The organism is Kordia sp. SMS9, from assembly GCF_003352465.1.
GTDB lineage: Bacteria > Bacteroidota > Bacteroidia > Flavobacteriales > Flavobacteriaceae > Kordia.
Map to the genome: position 1 here is coordinate 1,750,764 of NZ_CP031153.1, position 24,195 is coordinate 1,774,958.

The following is a 24,195-nucleotide window of genomic DNA, read 5'->3' on the forward strand; positions in this document are numbered from 1 at the left end:
ATAAGTGTTTTTAAAGTTATTTTTATGTATTTACGCGATTAATTTTGTAATAATTCTTTGTGATGAATCGTTATGGTTTGAGAACAATTCTTGTGAAATCAAAAACAATCCGATGAAAAAAATAATCTTGTTTGCCATTATTTTAAGTGTGTTTCTACTTTCGTGTTCTTCTAATGAAGATTGTTGCCCGCCTGAAGCAACTACCAACAATTTGATCATTAAGTTTAAGTTTGATCCCACACAAGAGCGTTTGAACAATTTGGGACAACCCGAAGCGATTCCTGCAGGAAATGCAGCACAATCATCAACTTTTGCGCGCATGAGTGCGAATTATATCGAATTTGCTCCAACTGCTACCACACTTTTGGGTGAAGGAGAAATTATTTACAATGGTACAGAAACAACAGAAGGTGGCGAGGTGGCAATAAATTTTCAAGCGGCGCAATTTGCTGGAAATGATGCCGTTTTTGTAACGATTCCGATGAATCAAGTAGCTGCTGGAACGTACAACTGGGTTCGTGTATCGTTGGCATATCAAGAAGGAAGTATCAATTTGTTGCAAAACGGTGATGATATTACGGGAACACTCGCAAGTTTTGTAGGTTACAATAGTTACATCACAAGTTTTGACGTCAACGGAAGTACGTTCAACATTAATGAAAACAAGCTACAAGGATTTTGGGCATTTGAAGCCTTGGGATTTACGACACAAGGACAAGCGCCAGCTGGTGCAACTACAGTTCCCAATCCGTTATTTGATTCGTCGCCTGTGCCACAAGGTTCCTGTGTTGTTACGGGACAATTTACCAATGCATTTACCATTACAGGAAACGAAACTCAAGATGTAGAAGTCACACTTTCCTTTTCTGTGAACAATAGTTTTGAGTGGACAGAAATCAACGCAGACGGCAAATATGAGCCTTCCATTGGCGAGCAACCTGTCGATATGGGACTCCGAGGATTAATTCCTAGCTTTTCTAATTAAACTCATTCTAAATAGGCTTCAAAATAGTTGTGAAAACTTGTAGACATTCCGCCTGCGACGTATATTTGTAACACAAATAATTAATCACAATTATAATGAGCGGAATTTTAAATTCTTCGATTGGAAGAAAGTTTGCGATGGCACTTTCGGCACTCTTCCTAATGGTTTTTATCTTACAACATTTTGCAATTAACATTCTTTCTGTATTTAGTCCCGATACGTTTAACGAAGCTTCTCATTTTATGGGAACATTTTGGGCAGTACAGTTCATATTGCAACCAGTTTTGATTTTTGGTGTAATTTTTCACTTTGTGATGGGATTTGTTTTAGAAATCCAAAATAACAGAGCACGTCAAGTGAGTTACGCTAAGAGTAATGGTGCTGCCAATTCTTCTTGGATGAGTAGAAACATGATTTGGAGTGGAGGATTTATCCTTGTATTTATTGTCATTCACATGATCGATTTTTGGGTACATGAAATGAACGTTAAATATGTTGCAGGCGATATGTCAGGATTGATCAATCCTGCAGATCCTACAAGTGGATTCAGATATTATGAAGAATTGGTAGTGAAGTTTGTGCCAATTTGGAGAGTTGCCTTATACTGTGTTGGGTTTATCTTTTTAGCATTACACTTGCTACACGGATTTGGATCCGCATTCCAATCTATAGGAGCAAATAACAAATACACAAAAGCGTTAAAAGGAGTTAGCAATGTATACTCTATTGGAATTCCAGCAGGGTTTATATTTATTGCTTTATATCATCATTTCGCACACTAAAAACTTATCAAAACTATGGCTTTAGATTCAAGAATACCTCAAGGACCACTAGCAGATAAGTGGACAAGACATAAAAATGAAATCAACCTGGTAAACCCAGCCAACAAGCGTCTTATCGATGTCATTGTAGTGGGAACAGGACTCGCTGGCGGATCTGCGGCAGCAACACTAGCTGAGCTAGGATATAACGTAAAAGCATTTTGTTTTCAAGATTCTCCACGTCGTGCACACTCTATTGCAGCACAAGGAGGAATCAACGCAGCAAAAAACTATCAAGGTGATGGAGATTCTACGTACCGATTGTTTTACGACACGGTAAAAGGTGGCGATTATCGTTCGCGAGAAGCCAATGTATATCGCTTGGCTGAGGTTTCTACAAACATCATTGATCAATGTGTGGCACAAGGCGTTCCTTTTGCACGTGATTATGGTGGATTGTTAGACAACCGTTCGTTTGGTGGTGTATTAGTATCACGTACATTTTATGCCAAAGGACAAACGGGTCAACAATTATTATTAGGCGCATATTCTGCCATGAACCGTCAAATTGGTCGTGGGAAAATAAAAATGTTCACACGTCACGAAATGTTAGATGTGGTCATTGTAGATGGAAAAGCAAGAGGAATAATTGCGCGTAACTTAGTTACTGGAGAAATTGAACGACATTCAGCACACGCTGTTGTACTTGGAACTGGAGGTTATGGTAATGCATTTTACCTTTCTACGTATGCAATGGGATCAAATGTAACAGCAGCTTGGAAAGCACACAAACGTGGTGCCTATTTTGCAAATCCTTGTTACACACAAATTCACCCAACCTGTATTCCAGTTTCTGGAGATCATCAGTCTAAATTAACGTTAATGTCTGAATCACTCAGAAATGACGGACGAATTTGGGTGCCAAAACACAAAAAAGATGTGGAAGCAATTAGAGATGGAAGTTTAAAGCCAACTCAACTTGCTGAAGAAGATAGAGATTACTATTTAGAAAGAAGATATCCAGCCTTTGGAAACTTGGTTCCACGTGATGTGGCATCAAGAGCAGCAAAAGAACGTTGTGATGAAGGATATGGCGTCAATAAAACAGGAGAAGCTGTATACTTAGATTTCGCTTCGGCTTTTATGCGTTATGGAAAAGAACAAGCGCATGTGAAAGGCCTGGATGAAAATGATGAGGCATTGGTAAAAAAACTTGGTCAAGAAATCGTGAAGAACAAGTACGGAAACTTGTTCCAAATGTACGAGAAAATTGTAGATCAAAATCCATACGAAACGCCTATGATGATTTACCCTGCGGTTCACTATACGATGGGAGGTATTTGGGTCGATTATAATTTAATGACCACCGTGCCTGGTTTGTATGCTATTGGAGAAGCTAATTTTTCTGATCATGGAGCCAACCGATTAGGAGCTTCTGCCTTAATGCAAGGATTGGCTGACGGATATTTTGTATTGCCATACACCATTGGTGATTATTTAGCGGACGATATTAGAACAGGACCTATTTCTACAGATTCAAAAGAATTTGATGAAGCTGAGAGAAATGTAACAGAGACGATTGATAAATTGATCAATAATAACGGAACAAAATCAGTAGATCATTTCCACAAACGTTTAGGAAAAATCATGTGGAATAAATGTGGTATGGCGCGTAATGAAAAAGATTTGAAAGAAGCCATTACTGAAATTGCAGCACTTAGAGCAGAATTTTGGAAAGATGTTCTCATTCCTGGAGGCGCAGATGAATACAATGAAGAATTGGCGAAAGCAGGTCGTGTAGCAGATTTCTTGGAATTAGGAGAATTGTTTGCAAAAGATGCATTGGTTCGTGAAGAATCTGCCGGCGGACACTTTAGAGAAGAATACCAAACGCCCGAAGGAGAAGCTATGCGTCGTAAAGAATTCCAATTTGTTTCTGCCTGGGAATATAAAGGTGAGCCAAAAGATGCAGTGTTACACAAAGAAGACTTGGCATACGAAAATATTAAAGTAAAAGAGAGAAGTTATAAATAGATCGTAGTATTAAGACATGAGATGTTAGTTATCTAACTGCTCAATACTCAATACTCAATACTAAAATCTAAAAAAAGTTATGAATCTAACGTTGAAAATATGGCGCCAGAAAAGCGCAAAAGACAAAGGAAAAATAGTTGACTATACAATGAGTGATGTATCACCAGATATGTCGTTTCTTGAAATGCTCGATGTACTAAATCAAGAACTTATTGACAAAGGAGAAGAACCTATTGCTTTCGATCACGATTGTCGTGAAGGAATTTGCGGTATGTGTTCTATGTTTGTAAACGGTCAGGCACATGGACCTGACAGAGCTATCACAGTTTGTCAATTACACATGCGTAGTTTTAAAGATGGTGATACAATTTATATTGAGCCTTGGAGAGCGAAAGCTTTTCCTGTAATTAAAGATTTAATTGTAGACAGAAGTTCTTTTGATCGCATACAACACGCAGGAGGATTTATCTCGGTAAATACGTCTGGAAATACACAAGATGCAAATGCAATTCCTATTAACAAACATGATGCAGATGCAGCTTTTGATGCAGCCACTTGTATAGGTTGTGGTGCGTGTGTAGCAAGTTGTAAAAACTCAAGTGCAATGTTATTTGTATCTGCAAAAGTATCGCAATTTGCATTGTTACCACAAGGACAAGTGGAAGCAACAGATCGTGTCATGAACATGGTAAAGCAAATGGATGCTGAAGGTTTTGGAAACTGTACCAACACAGGTGCTTGCGAAGTAGAATGCCCAAAAGGAATTTCTCTAGAAAATATTGCACGTATGAATCGTGAGTATTTAAAAGCATCTTTTAAAGGATAAAAAATCATCCTATATATTTACAAAATCCCAAGTATAATCTGCTTGGGATTTTTTATATTCATCAAAAAATTACCATGAAACTATCAAAAATCTTTCTTGTCTGCTTGTTGTTGTTTGTAAGCTGTAAAACTGAAAAAAAAGAAGCGCCTCAAAAATCAGAAACGCTTGAAACTACATACGATTTTTCAAAGAGGAACTTATTAAAGCATATTGAAACATTATCGTCAGATGAATTTGAAGGACGTGAAACAGGCACTAAAGGAGCTAAAAAAGCAAAACAATATATTCGTGGAGAATTTAAACGATTAGGCGTACAACCTTTGGGAGAAACCTATGAGCAACCATTTCCGATGCCAGAAACTTCAAAAATTGCACAAGGTGAAAATATCATCGGATTCATCAAAGGAAGCTTGACACCGAATGAATATATTGTCATTTCTGCTCATTACGATCATGAAGGAATTAAAAATGGTAAAATTTACAATGGCGCAGACGATGATGCTTCTGGAATAAGTGCGTTGTTCGCTTTCGCGGAATATTTCCAAGAAAATCCACCCAAACATTCCGTGATTTTAGCGGCGTTTGATGCAGAAGAAAAAGGGTTGGTCGGTTCGTATTTCTATGTGGAAAACCCAATTATTGAAAAGTCGCAGCTTCAACTGAATATCAATATGGATATGATCAGCCGTAGTGAAAAAAACGAATTATATGCTGTTGGTCCGCAACACTATCCACAATACAAATCAGTAGTAGAAAATACGCAAACCAGCGGAAACGTCATCTTAAAAATTGGTCATGAAGAATGGACATTTGCGAGCGATCACGCAGGATTTCACAAGGCAGAAATTCCGTTTATTTATTTTGGAGTAGAAGATCACGAAGATTACCACAAACCAACAGATGATTTTGAAAATATTCATCCAGAATTCTACACAAATGCAGTGCAAACGATCATTACATTTTTTAAAGCGGTAGACAGTAAAAAACTATAAGTAGATCACACTAAAATATACTAGCGAATATCTTGATTGATGTTCGCTTTTTTTGTTTCATAACTATAAAATAGTGTTCAGAACATTATATGATATGTTCAGAACATTTAAGAAGCTGTAGAGGGCTTTTCAAATTATATTTGTCCTTGCTAACCTACAATAAACACTCAAATCTTAACAACAATGAAACAAAAACTACTTTTTTTATTATGTGCTCTTTGCACTTATGTACTAACAGCACAAGCTGTATTTCCAGACACATTCGAGTTTCGAGGAATAAATTCCAATGCTCCTGATGTGGGCGTAGTGCCAGCTCCTGGACCAAATCCTGCGGGTTTAGATGTTGCCGTTTTACCGACACTAACTGGGAGACTCAGCGCACCAGTATTGGTAGATTTAGATGGCGATGGTGATTTAGACATGGTTTCTGGCGCACAAGCTGCGGATGGAAAATTATTTTACTTTGAAAACACAGGTTCTGCTACGGCTCCAAATTGGGTGCAAACAGCACAACCAGCATTAGATGCCGTTGCCATTGCTCCAGGAGGAAATAATGAAACAAAAGGTCAATTTATAGACATCGATGATGATGGTGATTTTGATTTATTTTTGGCGACTAAAAATGATATAAATCAATTTAACTTCAATGATATTCATTACTATCAAAACACAGGAACCGCTACAGCACCAAATTTTGTAGAAGCTACCATTTCTGGAATATTAAATCAGAACATCGCAAACTTTCCAGGTCTTGGATTTGTCGATTTAGATAATGACGATGACTACGATATGGTCGGTATAGGAAGTGATTCCATATCGTATCTTGAAAATACAGGAACGAAAATAGCGCCAATGTTTGAACGTAGATTGCATTTAGACAATCCTTGGGATATGAATACAGGAACAGGAGTATTGGATCGTAACTGGCCACACGGAGACATATTGGTAACAATGCCTAGTTTTGAAGACGTAGATCGTGATGGTGACTTTGATTTAATTGTGGGAACGGATACAGGATTGGTACGTTGGGTAGAAAATATCGGTACACCTACAGCGCCAGATTTTGGAACGTATGCATATCAAAATATGACAGGAGATTTAGAAACATTCGATTTTGGTCAGTTTGCAACGGTTAGTTTTGGAGATGTAAATGATGATGGAGTCTTAGATGCTATTTTAGGATCGTTTAGTCCTGGGTATTTTGCTTGGTTTGAAGGTGTATTGACAATGCCGCTAAGCATTGAAGAAGAAAGTATCGCCACAATAACCGTAAGTCCAAATCCTGTAAAAGATATATTAACAGTAGCATTTAAGAGCAATCAAGCAAATAAAACGAGCATAACTATGTATAGCATCACAGGGCAAATGGTATACAATAGCGACACACATGTTCAAAATCAAGGGCGTGTACAAATTGATGTTTCTAAATTGCAATCAGGGTTATATTTCTTGAACATTAAAAGCAATAATGGTCAAACAATTGTCAAGAAAATTACTGTAAACTAATACAAACAGTAATATCAGTGTTAAAAAAGGAGATCTATTTCATAATAAGGTAGGTCTCCTATTGATGTTTAAAAACATATAGTATTTTTGTGTAAACCAAAGCTAACCATGAAATAGATAAACTATGTCTATAAAACCTCTCAAATACTATATGTTAATAGCAGCATTCTTTGCTGTTTTTTGTGTTTCTGCACAACAACCAAACATTCAAAAAAAATACGATAGCCTCTCAGCAGTACTTTCCAAAACACAACATAAGGATAGTGTTATTCTCTTGTTGAAACAGCAGCAAGAACTTGCAGAAGCCTTACATAACACGTCGGAACAAATTAAAGTATTCACGAGACTTGCCGCAAGCTCAACTCGTGGAAGTGATGCACAAGCAATCTATTTAAAAAAGGCGTATGCACTTGCAGAAGCCACAAAAGATACTGTTGCGCTTATTCAAACTTCCATACAACTAGCGAGAGCCTATCAAGTTAAAAACGAATATACCCAAGCATTATCGCATGTAAATAACTCTTTGAAACTGTCGGAGGAAACGGCTAATAAAATCACCATGATTGAAGGATATTCCGTAAGAGCTAATATCAACAACAATATTTCTCAAAAAGCAGAAGCCATCAAAGATTTGAATAGTGCGAAGAAAATTGCATTACAACTTCCCGAAAAGGAAGAACAATTAATTCCTATTTTAAAAACACAAAGTTTTATCTACTATTCCAATGGTCAATACAAAGAAGGTTTGGCAATATTAGACGAAGTTGTCGCGCTCTATGAAAATGCCGAAAAATATCGCAGTAGTTCTATTTGGCGAAATAACAAAGCGATGATTCATCTGAGTTGCGCTTGTGTTTCCATTGAAGAACAAAAAGAAAACCTATATACGTCTATTAAAAATGCTAAAAAAATCAACTTCAACGCAGGAGAAGCTTATGCAAATGTGCATTTGGCACGCGTACTAAAGAGTGAAAATAAAATGGATAGTGCGTACTTTTATTTGGAAGAAGCGAGCAAAATACAATTGGGGAGAAGGTCCAAAAGTTTCAACGGATATCTAAATCAGACAAAAGGAGATTTCTGGGCAACCAAAAACAACGCAAATCAAGCCATCAAATATTTCACAAAGGCGTATGACATTTGGGATGAATTGAATGTACTGAAAGATAAACAGTACACAGCAAAAGCCTTGGCAGATTTTTACCAACGAAAAAACAATCCAAAAGAAGCGTACAAGTATTTGGAAATATATACTAAAATTAAAGACTCCGCATTTAGCAAACAAAAAGTAGAAGAACTCAAAGAAATTGAGCTGACGTACGAATTTGAAAAGCAGCAATACAAAGACAGCATTCAAAACGCAGAAGCTTTAGCGGTGTTGGATTTAAAACAACAAAACGAACTTCAAGAAGAACGCCACGTACAACAAATTTTACTCGGATTATTTGTCGTGGCTTTAGCGTTGGGCGGATTTGCCTATTATGCGTATCAACGAAAAAAGAAAACGTCTAAAATTCTGGATGAAAAAAATAAAATCATCGAAAAAGCCTTGCAGGAAAAGCAGCTTTTACTAAAAGAAGTCCATCATCGGGTAAAAAATAATTTTCAAATTGTGTCGAGTCTGCTCGAATTGCAAACCAAAGGAATTGAAGATGAAAAAGCGTTAGACTTAGCCAATGAAGGGAAAAACAGAGTCAAGTCGATGGCGTTAATTCACCAAAAACTCTATCAAAATGATACAGGTTTAATCGACTTTGACGAATACATCAACGTGTTGGTCAAAGAGCTTTCCTACATGTACGCTTCTGACAAAAAAGTAGCAACAAATATCAACACAGAAAACATGCAGTTTGACATTGATACGGCAATTCCGTTGGGTTTAATTGTCAACGAACTCATTACCAATGCGTATAAATATGCGTTTGACGCTGCGGCGGATAATACACTCAACATCTCTATCAATAAACTGAACGAAGACGAATACAAATTGGTCGTGGCAGACAATGGAAAAGGAATAGATGATGCGATCGACTTGGCAAAAGTAAAAAGTTTAGGATTGCGTTTGGTGCGTCGTCTTACAAAACAATTGCAAGGACAATTTACGTTGGACAATACCAAAGGCGCCACGTTTGAAATTATCTTTAAAGACACGCAAAAAAGAGCCTTATTAGACTAATCACGATATGAGCAAAGTAAAAATAGTAGTAGTAGAAGACGAAATTATCATTGCAGATAACATTTGCGATACCTTGGAAGATTTGGGCTATGAAGCATTAGAACCCGCAATTAATTATACGGAAGCCATCGAACTTATAGAAGCAGAAAAACCCGATTTGGCAATCTTAGACATTCAACTTTCAGGAAGAAAAACAGGCATTGACATTGCCGAGAAAATTCGAAAAGATTATGATTTTCCGTTCATATTTTTAACCTCAAACTCAGATCCGTTAACGGTTTCACAAGCCAAAAAAGTAATGCCGCCAGCGTACTTAGTAAAACCGTTTACCAAAGACGAATTGTACACCTCTATCGAAATTGCATTATACAACTATTCCAAGCGAATTGGAGAAGTCAATGATGAAGAATTGATCATCAAAGATGCGTTTTTTATCAAAGAAAAAAATGTATTCATCAAGCTAAAATTTGAAGACATCCTCTTTATCAAAAGTGAACACGTATATGCAGAAATTCAGTTAAAAAACAATCAAAAACATCTTATTCGCGGCAATTTGAACAAAATCATTACCAAACTTAATAAAAAATTTGTGCGCGTGCACCGCAGTTATATTGTCAATCTAGACTATTTAGAGCAAATAGATCAGAGTAACATTATGATTCTAAATAACAACATTCCGATTGGGAAAAAATACAAAGATGATTTATTGCAAAAAATAAACTTGTTATAGTACATCTGTAAAACAGCGAAAAAGTTGCGTAACCTATCTGTAACTGTTAAACTTTTGTAAGAATAAAAACGAACCGCTGTAAACCTTATTGGTTTTGCAATTTTTTTTGTTTCTTGGCGAGATATTTCTCAGAATACCATCATGCAAAACCCGAAAGACTTTTACACACAACAGAAAGCCACATTTGAAGCCGAATTAAAAATACAACGCCGAAAACTGAATCAGTCAAGTGTACTTCGTTTGATTGTTTTTTTAAGTATAGCTTTCGCGATATATCTCTTTTTTGGACAATGGGGTTATGTAATATTGGCTTCCGTAATTGGAATGGCAATCTTTCTATTCTTAGTCTTTCGTCATTCAGATTTGGTCTATAAAAGCAACAAACTAAAAGCCTTAATTCAGTGCAATCAATTAGAGTTGGATGTTTTGAATGGCGATCTTTCCAAACTGCCTACGGGCGAAGAATTTTTAGATGCTTCACACGAATTTAGTTACGATATTGATCTCTTTGGAACTGCTTCGTTCTTTCAATATTTGAATCGTGCCACAACCAAAGAGGGAAAAAATGAATTGGCAGGATTGTTAGCAAGCAATGATATTTCTGACATTGCAAAACGCCAAGAAGCCATACAAGAATTGACGAAAAAAGCAGATTGGCGACAACATTTTTCAGCGATTGCCTTGCTCATTAAAGTAGAAACAACTTCGAAAGAAATCATCAATTGGTTGCACAATTACAAAAGTTTCATTCCAAAATCTATCAAGTATTTGCCACTTCTATTTTCAATACTTTCCATTACGGTTATTACCTTGGTTTCCTTGCAAATACTACCATTTCTGGCAGCTTTATTGTGGCTTTTTTTGGGATTGGGAATTACGGGAAAATTCTTAAAAAGCATCAACCAACTTTCCAACAATACCAACAAAGCGAAAGATACGTTTCAACAATACGGACAACTTTTACAACGCATTGAAACAGCAACATTTTCATCGGAATTACTAAAAGAAAAACAGCAAAACATTCAAGCCGACGTTCAAAAAGCGTCTACCTTAGTCAACGGATTTTCCAAACGAATTGATGCGTTGGACAACCGAAACAACATCTTAGTTGGGATCTTTTTAAATGGTTTTTTACTGTGGGATATTTTAAAGTCGTATCAAATCGAAATTTGGATTGACAAGCACAGCACAAAAGTGGCGCAATGGTTTGAAGTCGTTACTTTTTTTGATGCCTACAACAGTTTAGGAAACTTTGCGTTCAATCATCCGAAATTCAGTTATCCAACGATTGATGCTTCTGTGAAAGAAGTGATGCATGCGGAAAAATTAGGACATCCATTATTGCGCACGAACAACCGAATTGACAACGATTTTACCATTGGAAATTCAGAGTTTTTCATTGTCACTGGCGCAAACATGGCGGGAAAAAGTACGTTTCTCCGAACGGTTTCGTTAAGTATTGTCATGTCTAATGTCGGATTTCCCATTTGTGCAAAACAAGCAACCTATTCGCCCATAAAACTCATTACGAGCATGCGTACCACAGATTCGCTCGCGGAAGGTGCTTCGTATTTCTTTTCAGAATTGCAACGCTTAAAAATGATTGTAGACAGAATTGAAAATGATACGTATTTCATCATTTTAGATGAAATTTTGAAAGGAACCAATAGTCATGACAAAGCCATGGGATCGAAGAAAATTGTGCAAAAACTCGCTTCGCAAAACGCAGCAGGCATCATTGCAACGCACGATTTGAGTTTGTGCGAATTGGAAAACGAAATTGATCAAGTGAAAAACTATTTCTTTGATGCAGAAATCATCAACGACGAACTCTTCTTTGGGTATTTACTCAAAAAAGGCATCTGTTCCAACATGAATGCTTCGTTCTTATTGAAGAAAATGGAAATTGTAGAATAATAAAGCAACGTACTTTGATAAAAAGAGCACTACTCCTAACCATCATACTACATTCCATAATTTTCATTGGAATTCCAGAGGCGCATGGTTATGTAGTCATGGTAATGTTCGATTTTATCAGTATTCCAGCAATCATCCGCAACGGAATTGAATTCTCAAAAGGTTCCTTTTTAGGAAACAGTTTGATGCTTATCGGATTGATTTCATTGATTGGAAAGATTATATTAATTAGGAAGTTGTTTTCTAAAAAAATAGCAGAAAAAAAAGTGGCAATATATATAGGTTTGGTATTATTGTTCGTTGCTTTTATCGTAATCATTATTGGAGTTTTACAAATTGATACATTTTTAGTTGCCGTTACTTTTGGAAGTGGAATTCCGTTTTTAATGTATGCCGGAAGAGTTGTATACCTACTGCAAAAAAAGTAATCTCATATAAATATTTCTTATAAACAGATTGTGTCAAAAAATCTATTTTAACATAATTTCTCGTGTTAATGTATTATTTTAGAAACTGTTAATTCAAAAGTATACGTGAAAACATAAGGTTTTTACGAGTTCAAAAAATCTGTTTTTGCATGCCGTTAAAATATCTCCACATCAACGAAAAGCATCACAAAAAACAACTGATCATTTCGCATCAGCAAGTCGCTATTTTAAAAAACTTCTTGACCGATTTGATCAAAAGTGAAGTCTTGATTATCAATACGAATTTAGGTTTGGAATTGTATTACGAATCTATGTACGATTGCACACAAATGATCAAAGATACATTCGCCATTGTTGCTTGTAAAAAATGTAACACAGAAGATAGGTATCGTTTTTTTTCTTTTCAAAGCGAAGAGGAAATTCAACACTTTATGAATGTTTCCATGCAAAAATTGGCAAAAATGCCATTATTTGTAAGTTATACAAAAAGCATGTTGCGCCAACTCAACGCACAGTTTGAAACCAACCGAAAATTGATTGGAAGCTTGTTAGAAATTTGGAATGAAATCAGCAGAACCATTCGCTACAAAGGAATTGATCTTCGTAAAATTCAAAACTTTCGAAACGACTTTCAAGCCATTTATATCAACAATGTTGAAAACGACACGCTCAAAGGATTGTTCAAAGAAATGCTTGAAAAAAAACACTTGAATTGATGGTTTTAATGAGAAGTGACACATTAGTATTGAGTATGGAGAAGTTTCTAAGAATACATCTACATTTCGACAAGCTCAGTGCAGGCAAAAAACAAACAACAAGCACCCAAAAAAACAGGGGCGAAGCATTCCAACATCAAAAATCTATCACATCGAGCGCAGTCGAGATGCAAACACCCAAAAAATGATCCAACATACTTCCAAATTACCAAACGTAGGCACTACAATTTTTACCGTGATGAGTCAGTTGGCGGCGAAAGAAAACGCAATCAATTTGTCGCAAGGATTTCCAAATTTTCCTTCCGATCCTGTATTGATAAATTTAGTACAACAAGCATTGCGTGAAAATTACAATCAATATGCACCGATGCCTGGCGCGCCAATTTTGCGAGAAGCTATTGCGGAGAAGATGAAGTATTTATACCGACGAACGTACAATCTGGAAACGGAAATTGTGGTCACAGCAGGAGCCACACAAGCTATTTTTACCATTATCAGTGCGTTTGTGCGTCCCAAAGATGAAGTCATTATTTTTACGCCAGCATACGATTGTTATGCGCCAGCCGTAGAAGCTAATGGCGGAACGGTTGTGCCAATTCAACTGAAAGGAACCACATTTGCAGTCGATTGGAATGAAGTACGCAGCAAAATTTCTTCAAAAACAAAAATGGTTTTGATCAACACGCCGCACAATCCAAGCGGAACGGTTTTGTCAAAAAAAGACATGGAAGAATTCTCGTCAATTTTGGAAAATACCAACATTATTTTACTGAGTGATGAAGTATACGAACACATCATTTTCGATGACGCACAACATCAAAGTGCCGCTTTGTTTCCAAAACTAGCCGAACGTGCGTTTATCACGGCATCTTTCGGAAAAACATTTCACAATACAGGCTGGAAAATGGGCTATTGCGTAGCACCGAAAGAACTCATGGACGAGTTTAAAAAAGTGCATCAATTCAATGTGTTTTCAGTAAACCATCCGATGCAAATTGGAATTGGTAACTATTTGCAAGACCCTCAAAACTACCTACAATTACCTGCATTTTTTCAAGAAAAGCGCGATTTCTTTCTCAATGCGATCAAAGACTCACGTTTTACATGGAAACCGTCGGAAGGAACCTATTTTCAAGTCCTATCTTATGAAAATATCACAGACGAATTAGATACAGAATTTGCCAAACGACTCACACGAGAACATAAAATTGCGTCCATTCCGCTTTCTGTGTTCAACACGAATAAAGAAGATCATAAACTATTACGTTTCTGCTTTGCTAAAACGGAAAAAACCTTGGCTGAAGCTGCTAAAATTCTGAATAACATATAAATAAAAAAGACTCTTGCAAAACAAGAGCCTTTTCGTTCATCTAAATAAATTATTTAGCATACTAAGTTAAGTTTTCTAGTGTGATACACAAGAAGTGATACAAATGGTTCTAAATGAGTTTGGTCTTCCTCCTTTTACCTCGTTAATTGTTTTTGTTTCCAAACTAGCGATAGACGCTTTTACTAATTTTAATGATTTTGTCTTTTGAGTTTTCATGATTTTTGTTTTGTGGTTAAAAATTAAAATAATTGATATTTATCATTAGTGTGCATGACAAGAAGTAGCGCATACAGAATACACAATACTTCCACAATCTGTCCAAGCTTTTGTGCGTCCTCCAACAACTTCTTGTTGCGTTTGCGTATCTAAATTTGCAACAGATGCTTTTATTAATTTTAATGATTTTAGCTTTTGAGTTTTCATGTTTTAAATATTTGTGGTTAAAAATTTTATTGATCTCAATGTATGATTTGTATCCTGTGAAAAAAAGAAAGTGTAGCGCAAGAAAGCTAAAAATTAAAAGAATTGAGGTGTAATTTAATAGGATGAAATTGATTCAAAAAAAACATAAAAAAAACCGGAAGCAACACCTCCGATTTTTTTAAATATATTTTACGATATATTTTTAAAAGCAAACTACATCTGCACAATGAGTTTCTTGTCCTGTATTTGGGAAATGTGTTGGGTCTCCAGGGCGAGTACCACCTTTTATTAGCATGGAAGTCATTTGAGTGATTCTAGAGATAGTCGCTTTCTTCAATTGCATTTTTTGTAAACGCTGTACTTTCATAATTAAGTCTTTTAGTTTATTATTAATTGAAAGATAGTTTATTTAAATACGAAGTTGTTAAAATTTAGATTGATAAAAACTCAAATTACTTAATTTGAGGTGTTGTTTTTGGCTGTGCTTTCAAGATTTTTAATATAATAGGAAGGGTATAGCTTGGTAGAAGCTTTGAAATATTTGGTAAACGAATTAGTGCTTTTATAACCAATTTCTTCCGCAATATGCTTGATAGAATATTTGCGAAACTTCGGATCTTCTTTTAAGCGTTTCAATACATATTGAATGCGCAAATCGTTCAAATATTCATAAAACTTTTTCTGCTTGTACTTATTGATGATTTTTGACAAATAATTCGTATTAGTTTTTACTTTTTTAGCCAAACTTTGTAAGGTGCAATTGCTATTGAGAAAAAATAGGGATTCTTCTAATTTGTCCAAACGTTCTAAAATAGCTTCTACTTTTTTGTCCTCAATATTAAATTCAGGTGTTGGTTTTGCTACTTTCTGGGTATTTACTTTAGAGACTAATTTTTCAAAAATAACTTTGTTCTGCTTTTTCGCTTTTAAAAATTTAAACAAAAAATAGGCGCATAATCCTACCACAAAAACACTAAACAGAATGACATAAATAAGGCTGTTTTTTAATTTTGAAGTTAAGGAAGTCAACGAATTATTTTCCTTTTGCGCAGTTTCATACAATTCTTTAATGACTTCAATATCCTGACCTTCATTGGTATCTCTTAACTGTAAATACTTAGAGGTGTATTCCAAATACAAATCACGTTTGTCTATGCGTTCAAAGGCTTTGGAAAGTGTCAAATAGGTTCCTAATAATTCGGGAGGATTAAAAACAATGCCTTTTTTACTACTATTTTCATTTACAATAATTTCAACTTTTTGTAAAAAAGAAATGGTATCTTCATCCTTTTCCAATTCAAAATACGATTTCCCAATATAATAGTATATTTCAGTCAATCGGGTTTGATTATTCAGCCCTTTGGTAATTTTTTCCGCTTTCTGTAAATACGCAATCGCGGTTTCAAAATTTCCTTTGATAAAATGCGCAATTCCAATATCAATATAAAAATAACTGACACCTTCCAAATCATTAATTGCCAAACTCTTTTGCAATCCTTTTTCTGAATATTTAAGTGTAGAATCAGGTTGTTGTAAACGTAAAAAAGTACCGCCCATTCCCATATAAGAGTTAATGAGAATCATTTTATTTTCAAAGTCATTTTGTTCAGCGAGTAGCGTATTCTTTTTATAAATAGAAAGGGCTTCTTCATAAAAACCCATCCGTCTTTTAATCTTGGCAATATTAGCATTGGTGACTATTTCAAAATCAATTGCGTTAAGCTGTTTCGTAATATCTAATGCATAAAGATAATTTTCTAATGCTTGTTTATTATCTCCCAGAAATACAATAGCATTGCCTTTAGTAAGATAAGCTTCTACTAGAAATCGGTTGTTTTTTAATGCTTTTGCAGTAACAATTGCAGAATCACAATGCTGAATTGCCAATTCGTAATTTCCTTCAATATTAGAAATTTTACAACACTGTGCATACGCATTAAAAAGCTGTGTGCTGTCTTTTTCAATTTTGCTTTTTGCCACTAAAATTTGCGCATATTTTTTTGAAAGTCCCGGATTGGAATATTTGTGCTGAATGATAAAATCAAAAATCTCTTCATTAGAAGCATCTTTGCGCATTTCCTGCGCTGTGGTTGTGCAAAAATAGCTGCATAGTACTAAACTTGCTAAAAATTTGGAAAGCAAAAATTTCATAAATAGGTATAACGTCTAGGCTTGTTCAACGATGATCAAAGTGTTTGAAAATGATGGCAGGCGATTTTCAATTTAAATTTTACAAAAAGAAACACTTTTACGTTAAAATTACTAATAATTCAACCAAGAATAGCAGTTTCAGCCCATTTTATAACAATTCTATAAAAAAAGAAAAGCAATGCACAATCTCACAAAGAGACGCATTGCTTTTCAAAACAAACTTTGCGTTCTAAAAAATTATTTTTCCATTTTGGCAAGCATTTTTTTAGCATTTGCATCGTTCGCGTCCAACGCTAAAACTTTCGTATAATATTTTGTAGCATTTTCATAATCTTGTATCGTAAAATAAGCTTCCGCCAAACTGTCGTACCCGTTTTTATTTTCAGGAAATAGTTTACTGTTCAATTTAAAAACACTCATGGCTTTTTGGAACGCTTTCGCGCGAAGAAACACATAACCATAGGTATTCAATTCTTTTAAACTTTTGGAATAGGGTTTTAGTTTTGAAATGACTTTTTCCTGATTTTCCGTTACATACTCGACTCCTTTTTTCTCAAACAATTCATGTAATTTTGTTACGATTTGATAGTTATGTTTGTATGATTTTTTCTTGCAAATTTGAAGCAAATCGGCTTCAAAACTTTCCACAGGATGTTCTACAATGCGCCCAATTTCTTTTCCACGTTTGTTATACACAATAAAGGTTGGCACGCGATGAATGTTCAAGCCTTTTTCTTCGCCGTTGGGCGATTTCTTATACTGCGAATGTGTATTGTTTACGCCAATTATGTGTAACTTTTCTTTTGGGAAATCGGCAGCTTCTAGCAATTTAAAAAACTTCGGAACTTCCCGTTTGCTGTCGCCACACCAAGTGCCCATAAAAATGGTAATGTTGTATTTTTTAAGTTTTCGTTTGAGTTTTTCAATGATTGCTGCATCAGGTTCATACGCTTCGTAATTTTTAGAAAACCAAGAATTAAACGAATTGGACGTCAATCCTTCTTTGGTAATTTTGCCTAATAATAGATCGCGACCGCGTGAATCTTTGGTCAATTGATTCACGGATTGTGAACATAAAATTTGAGACACCAAAAGTGTCATGATGAAAATAAAAAGTTTGTTCATTTTTGATTGATTTTGTTTGTTAACGAGTTTGGCTCAAAATTCATTCAAATCAAAAAAGAAAACCAATAATATGTACACAATGCATGAACGACTTTACAAAAAGCAATGCGCATTTCTTTGGAAGCAAACGGAAGTTTGTACAGCAAAGCGTGCATTTTGTCCACGTATATTTGATGAATCTTCGGTTTCTTAGTATTTTGAGCGTTTGAAACACGCAATACATGAACTTTTTCAATCATACCATTTCCAAAATTCTAATTCATATTCTATTTTGGACGTTGTTCATTTTTGTTTCTTTATTTTACTTTTCAGATTATTATTGGACAGAAAATCCATTTCTGCAATACTTGTCCATTCTCGTTATCATTGTATACACGAACGATTTTGTGTTGTTGCCTTTTTTTGAAAAGAAAAAATGGTATACCCTCTACATTCTCATCATTGCATTGATCAGTTTTTTGGCAACACAGTTGTATTGTTATGTCTTTGCGCAATGCGGTTGTAGTGTGGCAAAATGCTTGTCCGATTATGTGTGGCAAACCATTGTGCCGATTATCTTTTTCTCCTTTATTTGGATCTTATTTCGCTATTTGAAGAAGAAAGATGAAGTAGAAGCCATTCAGCAAAAGCACACGGAAATGGAGTTAAAATTTCTAAAATCGCAGATCAATCCGCATGTGTTGTTCAATAATTTGAATACGATTTATTCCTATTCGATAGAAAAACCTGCACAAGTTCCTGACTTGATTTTAATGCTGTCTAACAATTTGAAACATGTGTTGTATGAAAGCAATGCGACTTTTGTTCCGCTAGAAAAAGAACTGAATTTTATTGACAATTACATCAAGTTTCAAGAAATTAGAACCGAAGGTGTCAAAACGATTTCGTATGCTAAAAATATGGATCGACTCAATTATACAATTGCACCGTTGTTATTGATCACAATTATTGAAAACGCTTTTAAACACAGTGTGATTGACACGAATATTACCATTCAAATTCAAGTGCAAAACGGCGTATTGCAATGTGTTTGTGAAAATGTATTTGATGATACGAAAGACAAAGCAGAACATCAAATCGGATTGCAAAATTTGAACAAACGCTTGGAATTGATTTACAAAGAAAAGTATGATTTAACGATTGATGCTAACAATTTATATCGCGTAACCTTGAAACTACAACTTACATGAACTGTATCATTATAGAAGATGAAATTCCTGCACAACGTATTCTCAAAAGTTACATTGAAAAAGTATCGTATTTGAAATTGGAGGGAACGTTTAACGCAGCATTAAAAGCGTATGATACGCTGAATTCACAAGAAATAGACTTGATTTTTTTAGACATTAATTTACCCGATATTTCAGGCTTGAGTTTCTTGCGGACGCTTAAAAATCCGCCCACAATCATCATGACAACTGCGTATCCAGATTATGCGGTAGAAAGTTTTGAGTTTGAAACCATTGTTGATTATTTAGTCAAACCATTTTCATTGGAACGTTTCCTAAAAGCCATTCAAAAAACACAGCGAATCCACACAAAAATCGTAGAAACCGCAATCGAAAAGCCAAGTTCAAATACGTTATTCTTAAACGTTGACAAAACTTTTCATAAAGTACAGTTTCAGGATATTTTCTATGTAGAATCGGAACGAAATTATCTCACCTTAGTGAGCAAACAACAAAAACTATCGTTCATTGGCACCTTGCGTACTTGGAAAGCAAAACTGCCTGAACCGCAATTCATTCAAATTCATAAATCGTTTGTGATTAACAAAAATCACGTGGAAAAAATTTCAGGAAACGAAGTATACATTCACGACAAACGCATTCCAATTGGTAGAACATTTAAAGCAAAACTCTTTGAAGTGCTAGACATTCACGGAAAATAAGAAACTGTCTGAAAATAGATACTTTCCAGACAGCTTCTGAAATTCTTACCAATCGTTACACTTGTCATTGCACAGCGAAAAACAACTGTCGTTGATAGTGGGAATATCAATATTAGGAATATCAATTGGATCTTTAGGACACATGTCGGTTTCAATACAGAATCTAGAACCCGAATGATCAGGCATACTCGCCGCTCCACCGTGTAAACTGTTGAAATTAGAAATAGCTCTCTTGTTCAGTTTTAACGATTTAATTGTTTTTTTCTTCATAATGTTACATTTAAAGTTTTAAAAAAGATATGAATAAACCATAAAATTCAAGTACGTGAAAGCCGTAATTCACTTGAAGATAAAAACGGTTTTTTATGAAAAATGATGCTTGAAATTATCTTTATACGATTCCCTAAAACGCTCCACAGAACACTCCATTGTATTCAAATACGAAGTTTTCATTCGCAATACGCGCGTTTTTACTAGTTAAATATTCCAAATAAAACTAATTTGAAGTGTAGAACATTCGTGGAAAATAAGTGGTAACTTTGCAAAAATGGTTTTATCAATCCTTTTTTGTTGATAAAACCGATACGATTTATCGAAAATACGTATGAAAATCATGGAACACCAAGAATTAAAAGTAGCACTCATACAAACCAATTTAGTTTGGGAACATCCTGAGGAAAACAGAGCACAATTAACTCAAAAAATCAACGCGATTACAGAAATCGTTGATCTTATAGTGCTGCCAGAAATGTTTACATCTGGTTTTACCATGAATCCAAAAGTGGTTGCCGAACCAATGAACGGAACCACTGTGACTTGGTTGCAAGACTTAGCAAAAGGCAAAAATACTGCGATTACAGGAAGTTTGGTAATTTCAGAAAACGGAAACTATTACAATCGTTCTGTGTTTGTGTTGCCTTCGGGCGAAGTAGAAACCTACGACAAGAAGCACACGTTTACCTTAGCTGGCGAACATGAAATCTATACTGCGGGAACTGAAAAAAACAACATTCAGTATAAAGGTTGGAAAATTTGTCCGCTGATTTGTTATGATTTGCGATTTCCAGTTTGGGCACGAAATGTAGACAATTATGACCTGTTGTTGTATGTTGCCAATTGGCCAAAACCACGTGTCAATGCATGGGATGCACTATTAAAAGCACGCGCCATTGAAAACATGAGTTACTGCATTGGTGTCAATCGTGTGGGACTCGATGCAAACTCACATGAATATTGCGGACATTCAGCAGCGTATGACGTATTGGGCGAAAAATTGACCAACATCGCTCCAAATACGGAAGCAACTGAAATTGTTACGTTGACCAAAGAACACATCACTGCGTATCGCAACAAACTAAAGTTTTTGGACGACAAAGACACGTTTACCTTGCATTCTTAATCATTTAACTATAACACAGCATTAAAAACAGTAACGCTTACTAATCTAACAATCTTATGGCAGAATTAATTGATGTATTTGACTCGTATAGTGATTTTGAACGGATTCCCTATTATGCATATAGTTTTGACAAGTTGCCTTCTAGCTTGCTGTTTAAAACGCCGCTAGAGGAAAGCAAAGCGAATATGGAGATTGCAATTGATATTGTAGATTTTGAAAAGCAACACCTAGAAGTCATCTTTAAGCACTGGAATACAGAAGATGCGAAAGATGCTGATTTTTCGAAGGATTTTCCATTTCAATACCTGTTAAAAAGCAGTACAAAAGAATTGGTCGTTTGGATATCATTAGAACGTGACGAACTTACGGTTGATTTTCTGTATGACGATACTGATAAAGCATTGGAAACTTGGGTTGTGGAAATAAACCATAAATTAAGAACTACCTTCGGATTGAACCGTGCACCTTTATTTAAAGTATTATCGAGAGACAAAAATAGTTTCTATACAGAAGACGTACGCACCAAAGCGTTTGAATGCAATGTTGAAACGATGTATAATGATGATTTCATGCCTGTAAATACCATCATTGAAGAATCGCTTACGGTAGAAAAAGCAGGACTTATTTTATTGCACGGATTTCCAGGAACAGGAAAAACATCGTACATCAAAAGTCTCATCAGCAAACATCAAGAAAAGAGTTTTATATTTATTCAGAATGAATTTGTGAACGAGTTGTTGCATCCTAGTTTTATTTCGTTTTTGCTAAAAAATCAAAATTCGGTCTTAATTATTGAAGATGCCGAGAAAGTATTGACGAGCAGAGAACAGCAAAATGAAAGCTCGGTTGTTTCTACCATTTTGCAACTCACCGATGGATTGTTCAGTGACTATTTAAACATAAAAATCATTTGCACCTTCAACACGAGTTTAAACAAAGTAGACAGCGCGTTGCTCAGAAAAGGGCGTATGATTGCTTATTACGAATTCAAAGCATTGACACAAGACAAAGCCAACGCGTTATTAACTTCATTAAATCACGAACCTACAACGGAAGAAATGACCTTGGCAAATATTTTTAACTACAAAAACAAAAATTTCAGCCAGACTGAAAAAAGAAAGATTGGGTTTTAATTGTGTTATTTCAATTTCGAAAGCACTTCAATTACATCCCAATTAGCACGAATTTCTACTTTTTTAGGGAAATATTTTATGACTTCAGGTTGTATCTTTTCTAAGTAATTTCCAGTGTCCCATTTGCCATTTTTATTCGTGTCATAAATTACACGGAAATACACAAATTGCGGATCGATATACGGAAAATTATACGAAGGTTTTGGTTCCGTTATATATTGTTCTGCAATCAATTCTAACTTTTCATTTACAATTTGAATGATGATCGGATATGCTGTTCCTGGATAGGAGAGTTCAATATTTCCGTATTCTTTATTTGGTTTTGTGTTCAGAGAATATTTCAATGTATCATTCACTTCGCCATAAAAATCGGTGATTGTTTTGGGCAACATTTGTATGTTGTAACGCTGACTTTCTTTCTTTTCAAAAAACAGCTCCAAACTATTCTCTTTTTCATTGAGTTTTGCAGTAAATTCCACAGCAATTGAATCCTTATTTTGAATAGAAATAGTGCTTTTATCAATAGCAACAATCGGTGTGTTGGATGAAACTTTAAAGTAGTCGTTTGGTGGAATAATTCCGCGGTGATTTGTAGCCAACTTCATGGAATCTCGTTCCATATCTTTCAACTTCACCGTAAAATCTTGACGGTAATCTTCGCTAGAAACTGTAAACAAAAGCGAGTCCGTTTCAGGTTTTAAATTCTCAAACCAATAGCGCAAGGTATCTTTTTCAGGATGACGCGTAGTTTTGAAACGAAAATTATCAGGCACGTCAGAATTGATCGTAATTTTCATGCTATCTACCACGCCTTCATAGCCAAATGCAATCATATTTTTAGAAATTTGCGCAGGTCGCGTAGCGCGAAACTCAGGAACTTCTTTAAACAAAGTGATGGTGTAAAACGAATCCGTTGGAATGGTTACTTCCTGTTCTACAAAGCCAATTTTGTCCGTAATCGGATTGAACTGATAATTATTCGCAATATCTTTCAGTGCTACCATTTTATACGTTCCAGCACGTAAATTAGACAATTTAAATTCCGTCAAACTATCTAAAGTATTCGTAATATACGTGGGCGTTTTCTTGTAAATCGTAGAATCGTTGTAGGTAGAATCAATTTCATACAACATGACGGACACAAACTGTTCAGGCTTTCTATTTACGGCATCTTTAATCGTTCCTGAAACTTCAAGCGAATCAATATACGGTCCTGTAGAAAACACATATTTAAAATAATCGTACGGATTGTCTTCGTTATTATCTACAATACTTTGTCCAAAATTAAACGAATACGTCGTATTTTCTTGAAGCGTATCCGTAATTTGAATATCAATATACTTACTCGCACTTCCTTGTGGATACACAATATAACCACCATCTTTTATTGGCGGTGAAATAATCAATTGCTTCTGAATATCTTTTACCTTGATATATTCATCAAAATAAATACGAATTCGTTTCTCATCAAAATTAGTGCTGAATTCTGCAGGTTGCGCCTTCACCATTTTTGGTGGTGTTTTATCAGGTTCGCCGCCCGTAGGAATACCACGTTTTGCACAATTCACCAATGACAAAAAGATCAGTACGACTAAAGAAAAATAGATAACACGTTGTTTCATGAACTCATATAAAAATAATGCGCTACAAATAAACTAATTATTTTTGGTAC

At 35.3% G+C, this 24,195-nt stretch carries 22 protein-coding genes; 16 read left to right on the forward strand and 6 right to left on the reverse strand.

The window, feature by feature from the left end:
• Positions 1-112: 112 nt before the first annotated feature.
• From KORDIASMS9_RS07550 to KORDIASMS9_RS07610, 12 genes are all read left to right on the forward strand, one after another.
• Entirely contained in the window at positions 113-985 is an 873-nt protein-coding gene (locus KORDIASMS9_RS07550) for a hypothetical protein (protein ID WP_114905176.1), read from the forward strand.
• 95 nt (positions 986-1,080) lie between these two features.
• On the forward strand, positions 1,081-1,767 hold the full coding sequence (locus KORDIASMS9_RS07555) for a succinate dehydrogenase cytochrome b subunit (RefSeq protein WP_114902265.1): 687 nt from the start codon (positions 1,081-1,083) through the stop codon (positions 1,765-1,767).
• 15 nt (positions 1,768-1,782) lie between these two features.
• Positions 1,783-3,780 (forward strand): fumarate reductase/succinate dehydrogenase flavoprotein subunit, encoded by a 1,998-nt coding sequence (locus KORDIASMS9_RS07560; RefSeq protein ID WP_114902266.1) that lies wholly within the window; start codon positions 1,783-1,785, stop codon positions 3,778-3,780.
• 79 nt (positions 3,781-3,859) lie between these two features.
• Positions 3,860-4,606, forward strand: a complete 747-nt coding sequence (locus KORDIASMS9_RS07565) for a succinate dehydrogenase/fumarate reductase iron-sulfur subunit (RefSeq protein ID WP_114902267.1) — start codon at positions 3,860-3,862, stop codon at positions 4,604-4,606.
• 74 nt (positions 4,607-4,680) lie between these two features.
• Entirely contained in the window at positions 4,681-5,598 is a 918-nt protein-coding gene (locus KORDIASMS9_RS07570) for a M28 family peptidase (protein ID WP_240321152.1), read from the forward strand.
• Between the two features lie 183 nt (positions 5,599-5,781).
• Positions 5,782-7,104 (forward strand): T9SS type A sorting domain-containing protein, encoded by a 1,323-nt coding sequence (locus KORDIASMS9_RS07575; protein ID WP_114902268.1) that lies wholly within the window; start codon positions 5,782-5,784, stop codon positions 7,102-7,104.
• Between the two features lie 124 nt (positions 7,105-7,228).
• On the forward strand, positions 7,229-9,280 hold the full coding sequence (locus KORDIASMS9_RS07580; protein WP_114902269.1) for a sensor histidine kinase: 2,052 nt from the start codon (positions 7,229-7,231) through the stop codon (positions 9,278-9,280).
• 7 nt (positions 9,281-9,287) lie between these two features.
• The gene (locus tag KORDIASMS9_RS07585; RefSeq protein ID WP_114902270.1) at positions 9,288-10,010 is read left to right on the forward strand and encodes a LytTR family DNA-binding domain-containing protein; all 723 of its coding nucleotides are present in this window, start codon (positions 9,288-9,290) and stop codon (positions 10,008-10,010) included.
• Between the two features lie 141 nt (positions 10,011-10,151).
• Positions 10,152-11,927, forward strand: a complete 1,776-nt coding sequence (locus KORDIASMS9_RS07590; RefSeq protein ID WP_114902271.1) for a DNA mismatch repair protein MutS — start codon at positions 10,152-10,154, stop codon at positions 11,925-11,927.
• 14 nt (positions 11,928-11,941) lie between these two features.
• Positions 11,942-12,355 carry a hypothetical protein gene (locus KORDIASMS9_RS07595; protein WP_162819811.1) on the forward strand — a complete coding sequence of 138 codons (414 nt, stop codon included), beginning with the start codon at positions 11,942-11,944 and terminating at the stop codon, positions 12,353-12,355.
• A 149-nt stretch (positions 12,356-12,504) separates the two neighbouring features.
• Positions 12,505-13,071 (forward strand): hypothetical protein, encoded by a 567-nt coding sequence (locus tag KORDIASMS9_RS07600; protein WP_114902273.1) that lies wholly within the window; start codon positions 12,505-12,507, stop codon positions 13,069-13,071.
• 187 nt (positions 13,072-13,258) lie between these two features.
• Entirely contained in the window at positions 13,259-14,401 is a 1,143-nt protein-coding gene (locus KORDIASMS9_RS07610; RefSeq protein WP_205318070.1) for a methionine aminotransferase, read from the forward strand.
• A 75-nt stretch (positions 14,402-14,476) separates the two neighbouring features.
• Here KORDIASMS9_RS07610 and KORDIASMS9_RS23615 read toward each other — a convergent pair whose 3' ends face one another.
• The 4 genes from KORDIASMS9_RS23615 to KORDIASMS9_RS07620 all read right to left on the reverse strand — a co-directional run bounded on the left by KORDIASMS9_RS23615 (position 14,477) and on the right by KORDIASMS9_RS07620 (position 18,100).
• A complete protein-coding gene (locus tag KORDIASMS9_RS23615; protein ID WP_205318041.1) occupies positions 14,477-14,617 on the reverse strand; it encodes a hypothetical protein in 141 nt (46 codons plus the stop codon).
• 45 nt (positions 14,618-14,662) lie between these two features.
• Entirely contained in the window at positions 14,663-14,824 is a 162-nt protein-coding gene (locus KORDIASMS9_RS23620) for a class I lanthipeptide (protein ID WP_205318042.1), read from the reverse strand.
• A gap of 456 nt (positions 14,825-15,280) precedes the next feature.
• Entirely contained in the window at positions 15,281-16,975 is a 1,695-nt protein-coding gene (locus KORDIASMS9_RS07615) for a helix-turn-helix domain-containing protein (protein ID WP_114902276.1), read from the reverse strand.
• 237 nt (positions 16,976-17,212) lie between these two features.
• Positions 17,213-18,100 (reverse strand): thioredoxin family protein, encoded by an 888-nt coding sequence (locus KORDIASMS9_RS07620; RefSeq protein WP_114902277.1) that lies wholly within the window; start codon positions 18,098-18,100, stop codon positions 17,213-17,215.
• Between the two features lie 221 nt (positions 18,101-18,321).
• On the opposite strand from KORDIASMS9_RS07620, the gene KORDIASMS9_RS07625 reads away from it, so the two are divergent.
• Both KORDIASMS9_RS07625 and KORDIASMS9_RS07630 read left to right on the forward strand, forming a co-directional pair.
• Positions 18,322-19,290, forward strand: coding sequence for a sensor histidine kinase (locus tag KORDIASMS9_RS07625; RefSeq protein ID WP_114902278.1), 969 nt, complete (start codon positions 18,322-18,324; stop codon positions 19,288-19,290).
• Positions 19,287-19,991: a LytTR family DNA-binding domain-containing protein gene (locus KORDIASMS9_RS07630; RefSeq protein WP_114902279.1), complete on the forward strand. Its 705-nt coding sequence runs from the start codon at positions 19,287-19,289 to the stop codon at positions 19,989-19,991. Before KORDIASMS9_RS07625 ends, KORDIASMS9_RS07630 begins: the two co-directional genes overlap by 4 nt.
• 45 nt (positions 19,992-20,036) lie before the next feature.
• On the opposite strand, the gene KORDIASMS9_RS07635 is transcribed toward KORDIASMS9_RS07630, so the two are convergent.
• Complete coding sequence (locus tag KORDIASMS9_RS07635; protein WP_114902280.1) at positions 20,037-20,261, reverse strand: hypothetical protein; 225 nt, start codon at positions 20,259-20,261, stop codon at positions 20,037-20,039.
• A gap of 343 nt (positions 20,262-20,604) precedes the next feature.
• On the opposite strand from KORDIASMS9_RS07635, the gene KORDIASMS9_RS07640 reads away from it, so the two are divergent.
• Both KORDIASMS9_RS07640 and KORDIASMS9_RS07645 read left to right on the forward strand, forming a co-directional pair.
• Positions 20,605-21,390: an amidohydrolase gene (locus KORDIASMS9_RS07640; RefSeq protein ID WP_114905178.1), complete on the forward strand. Its 786-nt coding sequence runs from the start codon at positions 20,605-20,607 to the stop codon at positions 21,388-21,390.
• A 56-nt stretch (positions 21,391-21,446) separates the two neighbouring features.
• Entirely contained in the window at positions 21,447-22,523 is a 1,077-nt protein-coding gene (locus KORDIASMS9_RS07645) for an AAA family ATPase (RefSeq protein WP_114902281.1), read from the forward strand.
• Between the two features lie 5 nt (positions 22,524-22,528).
• Here KORDIASMS9_RS07645 and KORDIASMS9_RS07650 read toward each other — a convergent pair whose 3' ends face one another.
• A complete protein-coding gene (locus KORDIASMS9_RS07650; RefSeq protein ID WP_114902282.1) occupies positions 22,529-24,145 on the reverse strand; it encodes an Ig-like domain-containing protein in 1,617 nt (538 codons plus the stop codon).
• Between the last annotated feature and the right edge of the window lie 50 nt (positions 24,146-24,195).